The following is a 19,157-nucleotide window of genomic DNA, read 5'->3' on the forward strand; positions in this document are numbered from 1 at the left end:
ACTTTGTGCTCTCAAATTAGCTACAATTCTTTATAAGAGTATTATAAAATTATCAGTTTCATCAGCTTTGTTGCACAAAGCCTCTATTGTTATAAAAGCATCAAAACTTGATGATACTAATTTTAATAATTCCCCATTTTTTATTCCTGCCCAACCTTGTTCGGGAACTGTTATTACTTGATGATTTATGATTTCTTTTTTGAGTTTTTTAGGTAAGCACTCATCCAGCAATATTTTAATAAGTTTGTTTCAATAATGTTTCTTGAGCTAACTTTAATAGAGAAATTGCTTGTTCTTGAGTAACCGTAGGAAAATCATCAATAAAGTCTGCTATGGTTTCCCCTGCACTTAAATAATCAATAAGAGTTTTGAAGATAGCGCGAGTATTTTTAAAGACTGGTGTTCCTGATAATATTTCTGGAGATATTTCGATTAAATTATTGCTGATAGTTTTTGCTCTTTTATATTTTGATTTTTGTAATCTTTAATTTAAAGGATAATTGATAATTAGAGATACTTTTCATTATCAATTATCCATTATCCATTATCAACTAATTATTCTATTCCTTCTATCCGATCCTCCACTTGCTGATACAACTCCCGCAACCGATCCAAATTACTCTCACCTGTCTCCCAATAACCGCGACCATTCACCTCCAACAATGTAGCTACGATCTTCCGGAACGAATGGGGATTCAAATTCAACAACCGCTGCTGCATCTGCTTATCCTGAATAAACGTCTCATTGACATCCTCATAAACCCAATTATCAACCGCGCCTGCAGTCGCACTCCATCCCATAGTATTCACCAGACGCTTAGACAACTCCCGCACACCTTCATAACCATGAGACAACATCCCCTCATACCATTTTGGATTCAACATTTTTGTTCGCGCATCCAAACGCACCGTCTCAGACAAAGACCGTACCTGAGCATTCGCAGTCGTCGTATCCGCAATATAAGAAGCTGGTTGTTTACCATCACCCCTGAGAGTTGCCACAACTTTTGTCGGATCCGAATCAAAATAATGACTCACATCGGTCAAACTTATCTCAGACGAATCTAAATTCTGAAAAGTCGCATCAGCAGTTTTCAATGCCGACTCAAAAACTTTCCGGTTATCCTCCATCATTCCTGGGTTATCAGAATTAAAAGCAAAAGACTTGCGCTTCAAATACATTTCCTGTAATTCCGACTCATCTTCCCAAGTACTATTCTCCACCGCCAAATTTACATTTGCAGCATAAGAACCGGAAGCATTAGAAAATACCCGTGTTGCAGCTTGACGTAAATTCACTCCCAAATCTTCAGCTTGCTTGAGAGCATGCTTGCGAACAAAATTCATCTCTTCCGGTTCATGTGCTTCTGCTGCCATTTTCACAGCCTTATCCAAAAGATTCATTTGATTAATAAATAAATCTCGGAATACACCAGAACAATTAATCACCACGTCAACCCGGGGCCGACCCAACTCTTCAAGGGGAATTAACTCCAGCTTATTCACCCTACCCAAAGCATCAGGTACAGGTTTAACCCCTACCATCCACATCACCTGAGCAAGAGATTCACCATAAGTCTTGATATTATCAGTTCCCCACAAAACAACAGCGATAGTTTCTGGATACTGCCCACCATTCTCCTGCATCTGTCGTGCCAATAAACGATCAACTACAGTTTTTGCCGACTTAACCGCAGCAGCAGTAGGAATAGACTGGGGGTCGAGAGCGTGCATATTCTTACCAGTAGGCAAAACATCAGGGTTCCGAATGGGGTCGCCACCGGGTCCTGGTAAAATATATTCCCCTTCAAACGCTCGTAACAGAGAACCCAACTCATTATCAGCACAAACCTGTTCTAGGCAAAACTCTAAATATTCAAACAGAGGCTTGATAGCTTCTTCATCAACATCAGGAAAACCTGCTGCTTCCAGAGCTTCTATCCAAGGTGCTTTTTTCCTCATATTAAAGAAATTGAGTTTACCCACCATCGAAACTCGACCCTCAGCATCAGTTTGTTGGTGCACTAATGCCGCTACAGCAGCACGAGTCCCTTCCGTAATATTCTGAAGTAACTCCACATCTGCCAAAATACCTTTATTATTATTTTGGTAAAGTTCCTCAATATCCCGGTTGAGGCTATTAGCAATTATTCGAGGTAAACCAGTTATCCCTTCCTCTTCCCGGTCTAAACTAGCAATATTTACCAAAGTAGCGATCGCTTCCTCAGCAGTAGGAGGTTTACCAATAACGTGCAAACCACAAGGCAACAACCGGGACTCAATTTCCATCAACCTGCGATAAACATCCCCAACAACTTGATCCCGTTCCTCAGCGGTCAACTCCTGAGCATCTTTTTCCGGCAGAGTTACATCCTGGTCTAAATTCACTATCCGGCATTTATCCATAATAGTGTTAACAATAGGAACACCTCGCCCGCTATCCTTCAAAGTTTGATAGGAAGCTATTAACTCATTCAACTCCTGCAAACCTTTATATAAACCAGCATTTTCTGCAGGGGGAGTTAAGTAAGAAATAGTCTCAGCATAACTCCGGCGTTTAGCAATAGTTGCCTCACTAGGATTATTTGCAGCATAATAATAGATGTTGGGAATATTGCCTATGAGATTATCCGGGTAACAATGTCCAGACATACCAATTTGCTTGCCAGGCATAAATTCTAAAGAACCGTGAGTACCGAAATGTAGGACTGCATCTGCTTTCCAAATTTGTTCTAAATAGGTATAGTAAGCAGCAAAACCATGATGGGGACTTGCAGAATGGGAGAATAACAACCGCATGGGGTCCCCTTCATAACCAAATGTTGGTTGGACGCCGATGAAAACATTTCCGAAACTCTTACCGTAAATAAGTAAATTTTCGCCATCGCTATTCAGGTTTCCTGGAGGTAGTCCCCAATTTTCATGCAACCTTTCCGAGTATGGTGTCAGACGTTCATATTCTAGAACTGACATTCGGTAAGCAATATTGAGCTCCGGACTTTGATATTGGGCAGTAGCATCTTGGATGACTTGCTTCATTAATTCTTCTGCAGAGTCTGGCAAGTCTTGAATATCGTAACCATTGCCTTTGAGTGCTTTCACAACTTCATAGATAGAGCCAAATACATCTAAATATGCAGCACTACCCACATTCCCTTTATCTGGAGGGAAACTGAAAATAGTAATAGCAATTTTTTTATTCAGTTTGGGTTTACGTCTAAGACTTGCCCATTTAAGAGCGCGTTGAGCTACAGCTTCGATACGGTCTTGGAGAGCGATCGCTTTTCCCGTTGCTCCGTCTCGCCCAGACATAATGATAGGTTCGATCGCCCCATCAAGTTCAGGAATAGCTATTTGCAAAGCAACTTGTATGGGGTGGAGACCAAGGTCACTTTCTTGCCATTCTTCAGTAGTTTGGAAAACCAGAGGTAATGCTACCATGTAGGGTCGGTTCAACCTTTTTAAAGATTCTACCGCTTTTGGATGGTCTTGTCTAGCAGGTCCACCTACCAATGCAAAACCAGTTAAAGAAATAACCGTATCTACTAATGGTGTAGGTTCAACTCCTTTAGTTACCACTTCCCAAAAGTAGGCATCGACCGGTTTAGAAAAATCTAATCCTCCGGCAAATACAGGCAGAACTCGCGCTCCCATTGCTTCCAACTCTTGCAACATGGCAACATAATGAGCATCATCTCCTGTCACTAGGTGGGTTCGCTGCAAGACAAGACCAACACAGGGGGCCAGGGGATCTTTCAAATTTTCGGAAATGTCTTTACGGTTGTTGTACCAGTTGAGATATTCTTTGACATCCTCAAACATTTTGGGCGCCAGGGGATGCCAGATACCCATGTCTGGATAAACAACAGGATCGACATATTGTAGAGAACTTTTTTTCTGGTCTTTGAAAACGTATTTGTCTGCCAACATGAGCAGGAAATTTTCCAGGTTTTCCGAGGAACCTCCTAACCAATACTGGAAACTCAGCATAAAGTTTCTAGCATCTTGGGCTTTGTCAAGAGGCATATACTTCAAAACTTTTGGCAGAGTTTGTAGTAATTTCAACATTCCGTCTTGAAAAGAAGAACCAGATTTTTCTTTCCGCTTCCGCATAAATTGAGCAATGGCGCTTTTGCTCTGGCCTAGTTGGGCCATTGAGAATGTTCCCATTTTATTCAGGCGCATCACTTGTGGCATGGAAGGGAAAACCACAGCAGCGTCAAGTTTGTCGCGATGGGGTGTGACGGCTTCTACGACTTTTTCTGCTAGGTCTTCAATGAAAATTAGGGAAGCTATAAAGATGTTAGCTTCGGAAACTTCTCGCCTAAAGTTTTCATAGTTTTTTGGGTCCCGGAGTTCTTCAATTAGATAGCCACTTATTTCTATGGCCAGATTAGGATTTTTTTCATTTATAGAACGCACTGCTGCTGAGAGGGAGCTTTGATATTGAGCTTCTAAAACTATATATACGACTTTTAAGAGCGATCGCCCTTTTAAGTCTGCTGGGACAATGTGGCGAACAGTAGGCTTTACGGATGTGAACATTAAGTGTTGCTCCTTGAGGGTAATAATAAATAAGTATTACTATCAAATATCAAAAAATTTTAAACAAAGGTAGGGTAAAGTCTTAGTTTGACACAATTCGATAAGAACTTTTAAATTTTTCGTTACATCTATTGACTAAAAGCAATTTATATAAGATTATGTATATCTTTTAAACTTAATATTTTGTGATGAATTAAGTAGATGATAAATTTTTCTGATAAATGGAAAAGTTAATATTGTTTTATGGAAGTCAAGCCTCTTCTTATTGCCCCCCGGAGAAAGTCAACTCTCTACTTACCCTTTTGTTATAAATATCTTTAGTTCATCGGAGACAAAAAGTGTATTGAATAATAATTTTTTTGAGGACTTAAAATAGTTTTGCCTAGCTACTATAGTTTTTCTCTCTACTCCCCTTTTAACTCGCGGTTAGATTTCCGGTAAGGTTTTCAGAAGTTCCTGAGCAGAAATAGCCTGTATAGACCAGGCTAATTTCCAGACTATAACTGGAGAATATTTGTAATACTAAGGGTAAAAAAAAGAATGCTTTTCTCGGGTAAAGCTTCAATTATTAACAGACTATTTCTAAACAAAACCTTAAGCTTTTGTAGGAAGGCTTAGGTAGACTATAGATAGGAAAAGTCGTATATTTTAAAGAGAAAGTACTTTTAACTCCTAGACTTACTCTACCAATCAAAGTTATTAAAGTACTCAAGGTATAGTAGATACTAATCATTATCTAACCTATCATTATCTTGAACATAAAGTTGTCTTGAATATGTTTAATTAGATCTAGGTATAACAATACAAATATTCCTATTTATAACCCTCTGATAAATGTCTAATAAATCAAAGAAGATATTTAAGAACTAGAACCTAAGGAGTGACTAAGAAAGGCTAAAAAAAAATTGTAAAGTTTCTTCTAGATTCTGAAAATATGGTATTATAATAGGACTAACTTATGGTTTACAATAATCATAAAAATAAATAATTATATTTGTAATAAAAACTCTTACCTAACTTAAGAACAAGCATTTTATTTTCAGTAAATTTGACCTTGATTTTGCTGAGACTAATACTAGTAAAGGTAAAATAATTGTCGAAGCTACCACGGTATTAGAATCAGAAAAAGTGCTGATGATACAAAGCATCATACAAAACATCATAAAAATTAAGAATTTATCTTTAATATTAAGGGGAAAGTAAACAACTGAAATTACATTAGTAATACAAGTAATAGATTTTATATCTATTAATTAATTTCCCGAAAATCTGTGATCCTATTAAATCACATAAAATATCAGAATATTGGCTCAAAAAGTTATGAGTAAAGTAGGAAAAATATTAAATTTTACTGTTAATCTATTGAGGCTAAATATTAACAGAGACTAGATAAGCTAACAGAAATATTGCTAACATTTCATATATCACATCCCAGTTAGCTAAATATACTAGTCCGAAAAAAAATCAGGGGTAGAAATAGTTTTATGCTTTCATTATGGTGAGAGTTAGGTATTGCTATGACATTTTGGGAAGTTTTTATAAATAATTTAGGTATAAAATTCCATTATTTCCAATAAATAATATTCATACTATAAGTCAGAATTAATATTCTAATTATAACTGCTGGCTGTTGACTAAACCTATGACTATCTAATGTAAAATTTTAAAATTATGATTGAGTATTTTTTTCTGTCTTAATCATTGTTTCTCAAAGCCAATTTTTTCCTGAATAATATAGTAAGGTCTTTGCCGAACTTCATCATAAATTCTACCTATATATTCTCCAATAATTCCTAAAGAAAGTAGTTGAATTCCTCCCATAAAAAATGTAGTAGTTAAACCATAAGCCCAGGAGAGAAATTCTTTTCCTAAAATAAATTTAACGTAAAGACCAATTAAGCCAATAATAAAAGATAAAATTGCTGAGACTAAACCTAAAATAGTTGCCATTTTTAGAGGAATTGTAGAAAAAGAAAATATGCCATCAAAAGCAAGTTTAAATAATTTAGAAACTGACATTTTTGGCTCACCCCTATATCGTGGTCCTCTTTCTACATAAACTCCTATTTGTTTAAATCCAGCATAAGCTCTTAAACCACTTAAATATTTATTGCGTTCTGGCATTTGCCGTAAGGTTAGAATCACTTTTCTATCCATTAATGAAAAGATTCCTGCATCCATGGGAGTTACAATTCCTGACAACTTTCTTTGGATGTAATAAAAGCTTTTAAATGCTAATCGTTTTAACCATTTTTCTTTGCGATTTTTTCTAATGGCATATACTACATCATATCCCTGTTGCCAAAGCCTCAAAAAACTGATAATTGCTTCTGGAGAATCTTGTAAATCTCCATCCATAAGAATAACTGCTTTACCATTAGCATGATCTATTCCAGCAGATAAAGCACATTGATGACCGAAGTTTCTGGAAAAGCTAATAATTTTGACTTTTTGATTTTTATGGTTTATTTCTTTTAGTAATTCTAAAGAATTATCTACACTTCCATCATTGATGAAAATTACTTCACTGCTGCTATCAAGTTTGTCTAAAATATCTGATAATCTGCGCCACAGCTCAGGGATAATTTCTGATTCATTAAAAATGGGAATAACTACAGAATAATCAATATATTTCATCGTATTTACTAACTATTTTAACAATAATACAAATTTTTTTTATGATTGTCAACCTAAGCATAATTAATATAATTTATAATCAAGGAATAAAGATTATATAGAGTAAAATTACTTTTCATATTAATTATTAATAATCAGTCTATTTATTCTGATAAAAACCTATTTTTTGTATTTGGTATTTCTTCCTTGAAAGCAAGCATCATAATTTTAGGTACAATATTATAAATGTCATTATTTCTAGTTTCCTGTATTTTATAATTTTCAGAATAAATAAATTACGTTCCAGGCAGTTTATCAGAAAAAAATTTAGTTATTTTGAAAAGTTTATTAACTGTTAATACGACTTTCAATACCCCTATAAATTACAGAATAGAGTGGTTAATAAAATGCCTTAACTTAGAAGTAAAAGTTATAAAATTGCGGTTTTTAAATTACTGAATTTAGTTGATAAATGAAGTATCTAAGGTTACCTTGCTTGATTTATAAATAATCTATTGTTAAAAATGATGCTTGATTAGGTTATGAACCAGATGTAATTGTTGTCAGCCGAAATTACTTTTAAAATTAACTAGGATGGGAAAAAAATATACTTTTTTTTAAATTACTGAATGTGGTTAATAAAATGCCTTAACTTATTAGTTAATCAATCAACAATCTAAGATTATTTTGCTTTATCTACTAAATAATCTATTATTAAAAATGATAGTTGATTAGGCTATAAAGCAGATGTAATTGTTGTCAGTCGAAATTACTTTGAAAATGAACCAGGTGGGGAAAAATAATATACTTTAATAAATGGTTAGTCAATTAAGTTAGTAATTGAAATTATAAGTAGTAATTGGAGGAATAATTATGCCTTTAAATTAGATGCTTATCAAACTATAGGTATTGAATAATATTGGATTTGTAGATAATTTTGGATTAGATATAAGAGAATTTATCGGTTATGCCAAAACCCTAATTTTTAAAGTTAATATCTTGAAAATAGAAATTATAAATCTAATCAATTTCAGGAAAACTACTTATTTAATCTTTTAATTTTCCTAAATCATAATTGATTACAGCACAATTTTTATATAATAAAAACACTAATTTATAATAAAAATTGTCTTTAAATTTTCATGCTTTTATGGCAGTTATAATTCAGTATTCAGGAGACTATAGTTAGACAAAAATTAGCCTATAAAAAAAATTACAATTTCATGGAATTGAGAAAATCAAGTTACTAAAAAAAAAGATTTTTAGCCGAGATTGTCTCAAACATAACTGTTAGAAGCTATTGGTCATAAAAAATAAAATTTACACTAGACTTAAGGAGACAAATACCAATTAATAAAACTGACCAAAAAATTAAATATAAAATTTGTATTTCTTGGCGCTTTAGCTACTCTATAAAGTAGAGATTATTTGGTGAAAAAAATAAAGTACAGCAGGAATTGACAATACCATTTATCAACAACTTTCTATCCTGAGATATGAAGTAGGGGAAGGACATACAAAGGTAAGTTATTAATAATTGATACTATAAGGCCTGAGTATGGGAGGTCTGGGAGAAAAATCTATTTTTATTAATGCCGCTTGTGTATCTTCGAGCTCCTGTACTCCCCAGGCTCCCTTTACTTTTCCTTACTCCTATAACTAATTATCACGATCGCGCATCTGCTTCAACAACTCCACTACATCTTTATGACCTTCTGAACCTACCCAGAGGAAAGGTGTCCATTTGTTGTGATTTTTTGCCCTAATATTTGCTTCCCTTTCTAGTAAAGTTTGCACTATACCAACATGACCACTACTAGCAGCAGTCATCAAAGCAGTCATACCAAAATTAGTAGCAGCATTAATATCAGCACCGACATCTAACAATAGTTGCAAAATTTCCTGGTTGTCACCAGCAGCAGCACCCATAAAAGGAACCCAACCATCAATGTCATTGCCATTGACATCTGAACCAGTAACTAATAATTTTTTCACGATCTCTACATGGCCAGTTTCAGCAGCAACAATTCAAGCAGTTGAACCCTCTGAGTCTTGAGCGTTGACATCCACACCCCCACTTAGCAAAGTTTCAACTTGAGCAACATCTCCAACTTTAATGGCATCTATTAATTCTGTCACTTAATTTTCTCCTATAATTTAGTTAGTATATTAGTTCATAATACCGTTTTACTAAAAGTTAGCTCCTCCTTATTCCTTTAAGGGGAAAGTCAAAAGTTGCAATAACATTTTAGGTGGTGGTGCAAAGTGAATTAGTATAAATTAAAAAAGTTTACCTCATGCCTTCCATCATGGAAAAAGTTGATATTGTCATCCTCTCAAATGGTCCGGGAGAATTAGTTACCTGGGTAAGACCTGTTGTACAAGAGTTGCGACAACAGGCGAATATTGATATGAGAATTTCTCTTGTTCTCTCCCCTTGTCCTCATGCTACGGGAAAAGAAGTAGCGATCGCTCGTTCTTATCCAGAAGTAGACCGGGTACAACCACCTGAATTTTTTTGGCGGTTTTTGCTCTGGGGTAAGACGGCAGAAAATTGGCATTGGTATCCTCAAGGAGTAGTTTTATTTCTGGGAGGTGACCAGTTTTTTACTGTTGTGGTGGGAAAACGTTTGGGTTATCGCACTGTTATCTATGCTGAGTGGGATGCTAGATGGTGGCGTTGGGTAGATAAATTTGGCGGGATGAAACCAGAAGTTTTTGCTCAGGTTCCTCCCAAATATGCTGATAAATTTACTGTTGTGGGAGATTTGATGAATGAGGTCAGAAGTAGCAATAAACTCAGAGCTCAGGACTCAGAATTCAGGACTCAGAATTCAGAATTAGTAATAAATTCAGAACTCAGAACCCAGAACTCAGAATTCAGAATTAGTAATGAACTTGCATCTGAAAACTTAGAAGTGAGAAGTAATTTTTCTAACCCTTCAAAAGGGGAGAGTAGTGTGGAGTTAATTGGGTTATTGCCTGGGTCGAAACCTACTAAGTTGTCTTTAGGTGTACCTTTAACTTTAGCGATCGCTCAACATCTCCATAAAATTCGTCCGCAAACTAAATTTATAATTCCGGTAGCTCCCACCCTTGACTTAAATACTTTAGCTAATTTTGCTGACCCGGAAAAAAATCCAGCAATTGAAAAAATGGGGGGTGTGGGAGCAAAATTATTAACGCCTTCTTTGAATAGGAAGAAAACAGATAGTAGAAAACAGGGAGCATATTTTGAAATTCAAAATTCTCATCTGGTGACAACTGGAGGTTTAAAAATAGAATTAATCACCCGGAACCCTGCTTATGACCTACTTTCTAAATGTCGTCTTTGTCTGACTACTGTCGGTGCGAATACTGCTGAGTTAGGTTCCCTGGCAATACCGATGATAGTTTTGTTACCCACTCAAGAATTAGATGTTATGAGAGCGTGGGATGGTTTACCTGGGTTACTTGCAAATTTGCCAGTGGTTGGCGCTGCTTTTGCTACCGGAATTAATTGGTTAGTGCTCCGTAAGGGACAACTGTTTGCTTGGCCAAATATTTGGGCAAAACAGGAAATTGTGCCTGAGTTAGTAGGGAAATTAAAACCCGAAGTTGTGGCAGAGTTGGTTTTAGAGTTTCTGACTCATCCAGAGAAGTTGGCAGAAATGCGCGATCGCCTCTGTAATGTGAGGGGTAAACCAGGGGCAGCACAAAAGTTAGCAGAAATTGTATTATCGTTGAGCTATGGTAGTCAAATATAATAAGATGCGACATTGGTGATCACAAATTACTATTTGCCTACCCTAATACAGTTGCCTGAAAGTCTTGATCCCAGTAGTCATTCAAAACACCAGACTCAAAAATTCCGAAATTTTCTAATTCGTTAGCACTGCCAAATATGACTATGAAAGCGCGGTTGCGTACTATTGATGCCACCACTGCCGGATAGTCAACCTCACGATATTCGTCATTATTCAAGTACTCCGCTATGATAGTGACTGCGCCAGAGAGCTTGGTATCTGGGCTTGTGGAGAAACCACGAAGGCTACCCCGAATACCGTGCTTTCGGGTGAAGTAACGACTTCATGGATTAGCTAGCCTGATCAACTAGCTGAATGTGTAGCCTGGTTGAAGCCCTAAGCCTGCCCTGCTCAAAGGTAACAAACCTTCTAATTTCGCTGGATGACTGTAAATTTAATTAAATATACAACATATTCATAAAACTGATATAAAACATTATCAGGACTTACGGACGGGCATTTCCTGAGGGTGAGGGCGAATACCAGAAGGCCCCTATATAGGTGGGAACTAGATAAATTTGCGTAAGTTCTGGTCATGAACTATAACATTTTTCAAATTTATTCGATAAGGCTCGACGGGAAATTTTTTTCCTAATTATTCAGAAGGAAAATGTAACCAGAATTGACTTAATAAGTATATTAACTTTTTGGAATTAGACACTAGCATATAGTATAATGATATATATAAATCTATATGTAAAGATAAAAATAAGTGATCAATGGCATTAACAATAGACAAATTATTCGACGAACAATTCTATCTCGAAACTCACCCAGGAGTAGCTGAAGCAGTTGCCAATAATATTATCAGTGATGGTTTTTTCCACTTTACTAGATTCGGTCAATTTGAAGATCGTGACCCCAGTAGGATTTTTAATACTAACTTTTATCTCACTACTAATCCCGGAGTTGCAACTGCTGTAGAACAAAATATTCTCACCCCTACAGAACACTTTATCAACTTTGGTCAGTTTGAACAACGAGATCCTAGTGCTTTGCTGAACACCAGTTTTTATCTGGAGCGTTATCCAGATTTAGCTGAAGTAGTTGTAAATACCCCACTCACAGCCACAGAACACTTTCTCAATTTTGGTCAATTTGAAGGTCGGTTGCCACGCCTGTTATTTAGCGATATTTATGTATTTGGTGATAGTTTATCTGATACAGGGAATCTTTTGGCTGCTGCTGAGAATTTTTTGGGTGCTACCGATGAGTTTGTGTTGGAATTTTTTGCTCCCTATTTTGAGGGGCGTTTAAGTAACGGTCCCGTATGGGTAGAAACTCTCGCACCTCAGTTAGAATTAACATCTGATCCTAACCTCAATTTTGCAGTCAGTGGAGCTACCACAGGAATTAGCAATAATGGCAACAACAGGTTACCAGAGGGTACACCTCCTATTTTTATAGGTTTACAAACGCAAATTGATGACTTTATTGCAGACACTCCTACCACTGATCCAGATGCTTTATATGTAGTATGGGCAGGAGCTAATGATTATTTAGGCGCTGGAAATTTGGATGCCCAGTCAACTGTAGATAATTTGTTAGATGCAGTAAATAGCCTTGCCGATACTGGAGCCAAAAATTTTGTTTTACCAAATCTACCAAACCTAGGAGTGATTCCAGTTGGACAGGCTCTTCCTCCTGAACGACAACAGGGATTAACTTTATTAACTGAAAGTCATAATAATACCCTAGCAACAGCTTCCCAAATATTAGAACAAAACCCAAATATTAATATTGTTAATCTTGATATTAAAACTTTATTTGATAATATAATTGCTAATCCTGATGATTTTACTTTGACAAATGTTACAGATAATTTCTTGACTTCTGGTTTGGATGACCCTAGTGGCTTTTTATTCTTTGATGATATACATCCTACTACTAATGTTCATAGTTTTATAGCAGAGAATACGATGAAATCAATTACACAAATTCCAGAACTGCTCAGTATTGTAGAAACTTCTCTGTGAGGAAAACAGAAATTACGCGGAAAAACCCGAAAACCAGGTTTTTTTAGATGTCTATTAGGCATCTAAATAAGTTTCTTATAAAGTGAAAAAATTACCGGGATTATAGGGATTAATAATAGTTAAAAATTAAGTTCTTTTTTCTCTATCAAAAATAATAGTATTTAGACAACTAATTAAGATATTTTGACTATCTTTGTAACTAATTTATTTTGAATACAAAATCAATTTTATAGCTAATAAACTTGATTTATTCTGATAAAAAAAATTCTAAAATTTAAGTTTTTTATAACACAAATAGTAGAGCATATAGTTGAGTCTCAAATATTTAGAGATGAAACATACTTGTTACCTATTTAGTAGTCTACTTATTTAGAGCGATCGCTCTATTCTAGATAAATTTACTCTAGTTATTGCATAGTAGTTTACCACTGCCCATCACTCTATAAAATTACTCATATTTGACTAGAGAAAAGCTCCTATATATTCTGGAGCGATCGCTTCCAATATTTCCCTGAGAACTAGAGCAGCTATAGTTGATGTCAAAGCCTTAAAATACTGAATTTTATTTTTTTCATCCCCCTTAAAAGGGAAGCTTAAAAACTTTTTTTTGTTTTTGGCATATACTTGCTTGGTGAGAATAATAAAGTTAATTCTAGGTAGTATAACTTTAACTTTAGATAGAAATTTTGAGATTTATCGAAAAAATATAAATAAAACTCTAGATTTGATTATTCCTGTTAATTTATAATGGAATTATTTCCATATCATAGACATACTAAAATGAAAAAAATCTCCATTATTCATCAATCAAAGCATTTCCTAATACTTATTTTATAGACACTTTTTCCGAGAATTATATAGAAAAATAGAGAAAAAAAAAGACTCTTTAACTATCAATTATTCATTATCAATCATCCATTATTAGCTAGCCAGTTTTCTAAGTCTGCTATTATTGCTAAATCAAAAATTTCATCACCTAAAATATCTAACTTTTCCAAAGATAATTGCTCTATCTGAGTCTGAACTTCTGGAGGCACTTCCCCAAACTTCCGGCGAATTTGACGTTTAACTAATATTCTCATTCCTTCCTCTCTTCCAATTCCAATGCCTTCCTCCCGTCCAATTCCAATACCTTCCTCTCTTCCAATTCCAATACCTTCCTCCCGCCCAATTTCTATTCCTTCCTTTCTGGCTAAACTAATTTGTCCTTTCTTATCTCTAATCAACTTTTCTTGTTGCTCTAATTCCTCTAATTCTTCATTACTTAAGTTAGCCATATTTGCTATATTTAATGCTGACTCTATTTCTGATACCTCTTCTAAAGAGGAAGGTATTACTTCTAAATTTGGAGCCGAGCTAATAAAATATATCCACTTATCACTGAGGGTTTCTAATACTGACAATTCTTTCTTGAATTTGGGTAATTCTACAAACATTAAAGTTAATTCATCTTGGTAATTAAACAACTCTGTCTCTTCTTTAAATCGGAATTTAGTAATCATTTTATCTGTGTTTTCAAATAAAACAAAATCGGCGATTGTTAAAGCTACAAAAGGTGTCAACATCATATAACCTTGCCCTACCTCTAATTGATTTCCATAAGCTTTAGCTAGATTATAAATTACTCGTTTTTCAAAATCTTCTACGTTTAATACTTGCATTTCAATAATCACAGTAGAACCATTATCTAAAACTGCTTTTACATCTAAATAAGTCTCTTTAATAGTGTTCGTAACTCCAGGATTATAAGGATTAATTATTTCTAGAGATTGAATAATATTCTGATTATTATAAACTATAGCATTAAGAAAGCTAATGAGAATATTTTGACTGTGAATAGAACCAAATATTTTTTTAAAAGCAAAGTCGGTTTTAGGGCTAATAAATTTCATAGTTATATATTATTTTGCTGAACTAGTATAATTTATTTTATACTATTTCATCATAATTAAAAAGCGATCGACACTTTTTCCGAGAATTATATAGAAAAATAGAGAAAAAAAAGACTCTTTAACTATCAATTATTCATTATCAATCATCCATTATTAGCTAGCCAGTTTTCTAAGTCTGCTATTATTGCTAAATCAAAAATTTCATCACCTAAAATATCTAACTTTTCCAAAGATAATTGCTCTATCTGAGTCTGAACTTCTGGAGGCACTTCCCCAAACTTCCGGCGAATTTGACGTTTAACTAATATTCTCATTCCTTCCTCTCTTCCAATTCCAATGCCTTCCTCCCGTCCAATTCCAATACCTTCTTCTCTTCCAATTCCAATACCTTCTTCTCTTCCAATTCCAATACCTTCTTCTTTTCCAATTCCAATACCTTCTTCTCTTCCAATTCCAATACCTTCTTCTCTTCCAATTCCAATACCTTCTTCTTTTCCAATTCCAATACCTTCTTCTCTTCCAATTCCAATACCTTCTTCTCTTCCAATTCCAATACCTTCCTCCCGCCCAATTTCTATTCCTTCCTTTCTGGCTAAACTAATTTGTCCTTTCTTATCTCTAATCAACTTTTCTTGTTGCTCTAATTCCTCTAATTCTTCATTACTTAAGTTAGCCATATTTGCTATATTTAATGCTGACTCTATTTCTGATACCTCTTCTAAAGAGGAAGGTATTACTTCTAAATTTGGAGCCGAGCTAATAAAATATATCCACTTATCACTGAGGGTTTCTAATACTGACAATTCTTTCTTAAATTTGGGTAATTCTACAAACATTAAAGTTAATTCATCTTGGTAATTAAACAACTCCGTCTCTTCTTTAAATCGGAATTTAGTAATCATTTTATCTGTGTTTTCAAATAAAACAAAATCAGCGATTTTTAAAGCTACAAAAGGTGTCAACATCATATAACCTTGCCCTACCTCTAATTGATTTCCATAAGCTTTAGCTAGATTATAAATTACTCGTTTTTCAAAATCTTCTACGTTTAATACTTGCATTTCAATAATCACAGTAGAACCATTATCTAAAACTGCTTTTACATCTAAATAAGTCTCTTTGATAGTGTTCGTAACTCCAGGATTATAAGGATTAATTATTTCTAGAGATTGAATAATATTCTGATTATTATAAACTATAGCATTAAGAAAGCTAATGAGAATATTTTGACTGTGAATAGAACCAAATATTTTTTTAAAAGCAAAGTCGGTTTTAGGGCTAATAAATTTCATAGTTATATATTTATTATTTTGCTGAACTAGTATAATTTATTTTATACTATTTCATCATAATTAAAAAGCGATCGACACTTTTTCCGAGAATTATATAGAAAAATAGAGAAAAAAAAGACTCTTTAATTATCAATTATTCATTATCAATCATCCATTATTAGCTAGCCAGTTTTCTAAGTCTGCTATTATTGCTAAATCAAAAATTTCATCACCTAAAATATCTAACTTTTCCAAAGATAATTGCTCTATCTGAGTCTGAACTTCTGGAGGCACTTCCCCAAACTTCCGGCGAATTTGACGTTTAACTAATATTCTCATTCCTTCCTCTCTTCCAATTCCAATGCCTTCCTCCCGTCCAATTCCAATACCTTCTTCTCTTCCAATTCCAATACCTTCTTCTCTTCCAATTCCAATGCCTTCCTCCCGTCCAATTCCAATACCTTCTTCTCTTCCAATTCCAATACCTTCTTCTCTTCCAATTCCAATGCCTTCCTCCCGTCCAATTCCAATACCTTCTTCTCTTCCAATTCCAATACCTTCTTCTCTTCCAATTCCAATACCTTCCTCACGCCCAATTTCTATACCTTCCTTTCTGGCTAAACTAATTTGTCCTTTCTTATCTCTAATCAACTTTTCTTGTTGCTCTAATTCCTCTAATTCTTCATTACTTAAGTTAGCCATATTTGCTATATTTAATGCTGACTCTATTTCTGATACCTCTTCTAAAGAGGAAGGTATTACTTCTAAATTTGGAGCCGAGCTAATAAAATATATCCACTTATCACTGAGGGTTTCTAATACTGACAATTCTTTCTTAAATTTGGGTAATTCTACAAACATTAAAGTTAATTCATCTTGGTAATTAAACAACTCCGTCTCTTCTTTAAATCGGAATTTAGTAATCATTTTATCTGTGTTTTCAAATAAAACAAAATCGGCGATTGTTAAAGCTACAAAAGGTGTCAACATCATATAACCTTGCCCTACCTCTAATTGATTTCCATAAGCTTTAGCTAGATTATAAATTACTCGTTTTTCAAAATCTTCTACGTTTAATACTTGCATTTCAATAATCACAGTAGAACCATTATCTAAAACTGCTTTTACATCTAAATAAGTCTCTTTAATAGTGTTCGTAACTCCAGGATTATAAGGATTAATTATTTCTAGAGATTGAATAATATTCTGATTATTATAAACTATAGCATTAAGAAAGCTAATGAGAATATTTTGACTGTGAATAGAACCAAATATTTTTTTAAAAGCAAAGTCGGTTTTAGGGCTAATAAATTTCATAGTTATCTATTATTTTGCTGAACTAGTATAATTTATTTTACACTATTTCATTATAATTAAAAAGCGATCGCTTAGGATTTAATTGGGATTTGGAATTGGTAAAAGAGATATTAACAGAATTAGAATTAATTTTAGATATTACAGAACAAGGTAGAGAAAGACCAAGTGAATATAAAAACCAAGAAAAATATCAAATATGAAAAAAGAAAAATCATACTTTTAAAAATCAAATAATAACGACACCAAAAAGAACAGAAATAGTGGATATAATAGTAGGGAAAAAAGATCCAGGAAGTGATGTAAAAATATTCAGAAAACAACCGGATAAACTTGATAAAAAACAAAAATTTTAAGGAGATAAAGCTGATGAAAGAGTAGAAATAACTACTACACCAAAAAAGAAACCAAGAAAAAAATAAATGCTACCAGAAATCAAAGAATAAAATCAAGAAAAAGCCAAAAAAAGAATATTTGTAGAATATGTAATAAGATTAATTAAAATATTTTTACTTCCTAGAGAAAGATTCAGATTAAAATATAATAATTATCCAAAAGTAATTTTAAAAATATGTGGTTTAGTGCGACTAATAATTAGCTAATGTATATTAGTAAAAATCATCAAAAACTGAGATAAAAACAATAAATCAAAATCTAATAAATATTTGAATTAGTAAAACGAAGTATCTCTGATAACCATAAAACTGTACAAATTAACTATCTTCAAGGTGAGCGATCGCTCCACTAAAAATAGTTAGTATAAGCTTGAGTATTTTTGGAGACGTCTATTAGAGAAAACCAAACTATTGTAGTTGAGAATTTAGCCGCAGGTAACATGGTCAAAAACCATAAATTAGCTAGAGCAATAAGTGATGCTAATTTGGGAGAATGAGTCAGACAATTAAAATACAAAGCTGAATGGTATCGTCGTACATTAATAAAAATTGACAGATATTTTCTTAGTTCCGTCGCGTTGCTCTAACTGTAGTTATGTAGTAGAAAAATTACCTTTAAATATTAGAGAATGAGATTATTCTGAATGCGCTAGTCACCATGACAGGCAGATAAACTGCCATTTTCAACATTTTGGCTACCCGGCAGGCAGTGTTAGTCTGGGCCGCCGTCTTTATCCCTGAAGACAGTAAATTTCGGAGGGCAAGCGCTATGAAGCAGAAAGTCCCTAACAACAATGCTAGGACATCCCGCCCTGCCTTGAGTATAGAAGTGTCTGGAGGATGTCAACAGAAGAAGTAACTATTAATTATTGTAGACTTTCCATGACCAGGCTAGCCCTTGATAAGAGTTCTAAGGGGGAAATGACAGGATGGAAATAACAATAATATAGGGCTATTGATTTTTTCGAGGTATTGTGACCTCCAGGATATTCTTCAACTCTGCTAATTATCGAGTCTCTTTCTCTAATGAGGGTGGAGCTTCCTGGGAATTTGGGATCGATGAATTATTCTACTTGCAAAAATTGTCTGAGGTGTTAGCGGAGGATGGTGGCGGTAGCAACATTGCCTATTTTAGGTTTTGCTCTTTTACTGGTATAGCCCTACTGTTCCTCTAAAATGTTTGTTAGGCAGCTCATTGGTAGTTTACGATTTTTCCATCCAGGTTGCTCTGGTTCAGCCATAAAAATTATCTATGTTTCCCCCATGTTTAATTTTTCTCCATGAAAGTTGTTTATTGGTCTTCAAAAATACAATTGACTTTGAGTATTTTGTTTTTTGTTGCTTCTATTCTAATTAGTTTCCA

Annotated in this window: 12 protein-coding genes; 3 read left to right on the top strand and 9 right to left on the bottom strand. The window is 34.2% G+C overall.

The annotated features are described in order from the left end of the window. Window positions 1–30: 30 nt before the first annotated feature. The 5 genes from TERY_RS35190 to TERY_RS15465 all read right to left on the bottom strand — a co-directional run bounded on the left by TERY_RS35190 (window position 31) and on the right by TERY_RS15465 (window position 9,189). A complete protein-coding gene (locus TERY_RS35190) occupies window positions 31–231 on the bottom strand; it encodes a hypothetical protein (RefSeq protein ID WP_044136857.1) in 201 nt (66 codons plus the stop codon). A gap of 4 nt (window positions 232–235) precedes the next feature. Continuing rightward, window positions 236–448, bottom strand: a complete 213-nt coding sequence (locus tag TERY_RS28275; RefSeq protein WP_071820761.1) for a DUF433 domain-containing protein — start codon at window positions 446–448, stop codon at window positions 236–238. A 107-nt stretch (window positions 449–555) separates the two neighbouring features. Beyond that, window positions 556–4,545 (bottom strand): magnesium chelatase subunit H, encoded by a 3,990-nt coding sequence (locus tag TERY_RS15455; RefSeq protein WP_011612687.1) that lies wholly within the window; start codon window positions 4,543–4,545, stop codon window positions 556–558. 1,698 nt (window positions 4,546–6,243) lie between these two features. Next, window positions 6,244–7,182, bottom strand: a complete 939-nt coding sequence (locus tag TERY_RS15460) for a glycosyltransferase (protein ID WP_011612688.1) — start codon at window positions 7,180–7,182, stop codon at window positions 6,244–6,246. Between the two features lie 1,638 nt (window positions 7,183–8,820). After that, complete coding sequence (locus TERY_RS15465) at window positions 8,821–9,189, bottom strand: ankyrin repeat domain-containing protein (RefSeq protein WP_370497233.1); 369 nt, start codon at window positions 9,187–9,189, stop codon at window positions 8,821–8,823. A gap of 269 nt (window positions 9,190–9,458) precedes the next feature. Here TERY_RS15465 and TERY_RS15470 point away from each other — a divergent pair, with 269 nt between their 5' ends. Next, window positions 9,459–10,907 carry a lipid-A-disaccharide synthase gene (locus TERY_RS15470; protein ID WP_011612690.1) on the top strand — a complete coding sequence of 483 codons (1,449 nt, stop codon included), beginning with the start codon at window positions 9,459–9,461 and terminating at the stop codon, window positions 10,905–10,907. Window positions 10,908–10,944: 37 nt separating this feature from the next. Here TERY_RS15470 and TERY_RS15475 read toward each other — a convergent pair whose 3' ends face one another. After that, the gene (locus TERY_RS15475) at window positions 10,945–11,124 is read right to left on the bottom strand and encodes a hypothetical protein (RefSeq protein ID WP_044136859.1); all 180 of its coding nucleotides are present in this window, start codon (window positions 11,122–11,124) and stop codon (window positions 10,945–10,947) included. Between the two features lie 541 nt (window positions 11,125–11,665). Between TERY_RS15475 and TERY_RS15480 the strand changes: the two genes are divergently transcribed. Beyond that, window positions 11,666–12,922: an SGNH/GDSL hydrolase family protein gene (locus TERY_RS15480; RefSeq protein WP_011612691.1), complete on the top strand. Its 1,257-nt coding sequence runs from the start codon at window positions 11,666–11,668 to the stop codon at window positions 12,920–12,922. 911 nt (window positions 12,923–13,833) lie between these two features. Here TERY_RS15480 and TERY_RS15485 read toward each other — a convergent pair. From TERY_RS15485 to TERY_RS30860, 3 genes are all read right to left on the bottom strand, one after another. Next, entirely contained in the window at window positions 13,834–14,814 is a 981-nt protein-coding gene (locus tag TERY_RS15485; RefSeq protein WP_011612692.1) for an Rpn family recombination-promoting nuclease/putative transposase, read from the bottom strand. 143 nt (window positions 14,815–14,957) lie between these two features. Beyond that, entirely contained in the window at window positions 14,958–16,106 is a 1,149-nt protein-coding gene (locus tag TERY_RS30855; RefSeq protein ID WP_011612693.1) for an Rpn family recombination-promoting nuclease/putative transposase, read from the bottom strand. A gap of 147 nt (window positions 16,107–16,253) precedes the next feature. Continuing rightward, window positions 16,254–17,402: an Rpn family recombination-promoting nuclease/putative transposase gene (locus tag TERY_RS30860; RefSeq protein ID WP_011612694.1), complete on the bottom strand. Its 1,149-nt coding sequence runs from the start codon at window positions 17,400–17,402 to the stop codon at window positions 16,254–16,256. Window positions 17,403–18,768: 1,366 nt separating this feature from the next. Between TERY_RS30860 and TERY_RS37100 the strand changes: the two genes are divergently transcribed. Then, window positions 18,769–18,969 carry a hypothetical protein gene (locus tag TERY_RS37100; protein WP_370495591.1) on the top strand — a complete coding sequence of 67 codons (201 nt, stop codon included), beginning with the start codon at window positions 18,769–18,771 and terminating at the stop codon, window positions 18,967–18,969. Window positions 18,970–19,157: the final 188 nt, after the last annotated feature.

Origin of the sequence: Trichodesmium erythraeum IMS101 (assembly GCF_000014265.1) — a bacterium.
GTDB lineage: Bacteria > Cyanobacteriota > Cyanobacteriia > Cyanobacteriales > Microcoleaceae > Trichodesmium > Trichodesmium erythraeum.

Bases quoted from the DNA above. Each gene is read 5' to 3' on its own strand.
- TERY_RS15470 (WP_011612690.1), top strand. From the start codon at position 9,459: ATGCCTTCCATCATGGAAAAAGTTGATATTGTCATCCTCTCAAATGGT.
- TERY_RS30855 (WP_011612693.1), bottom strand. From the start codon at position 16,106: ATGAAATTTATTAGCCCTAAAACCGACTTTGCTTTTAAAAAAATATTT.
- TERY_RS30860 (WP_011612694.1), bottom strand. From the start codon at position 17,402: ATGAAATTTATTAGCCCTAAAACCGACTTTGCTTTTAAAAAAATATTT.
- TERY_RS15485 (WP_011612692.1), bottom strand. From the start codon at position 14,814: ATGAAATTTATTAGCCCTAAAACCGACTTTGCTTTTAAAAAAATATTT.
- TERY_RS15460 (WP_011612688.1), bottom strand. From the start codon at position 7,182: ATGAAATATATTGATTATTCTGTAGTTATTCCCATTTTTAATGAATCA.
- TERY_RS15455 (WP_011612687.1), bottom strand. From the start codon at position 4,545: ATGTTCACATCCGTAAAGCCTACTGTTCGCCACATTGTCCCAGCAGAC.
- TERY_RS15480 (WP_011612691.1), top strand. From the start codon at position 11,666: ATGGCATTAACAATAGACAAATTATTCGACGAACAATTCTATCTCGAA.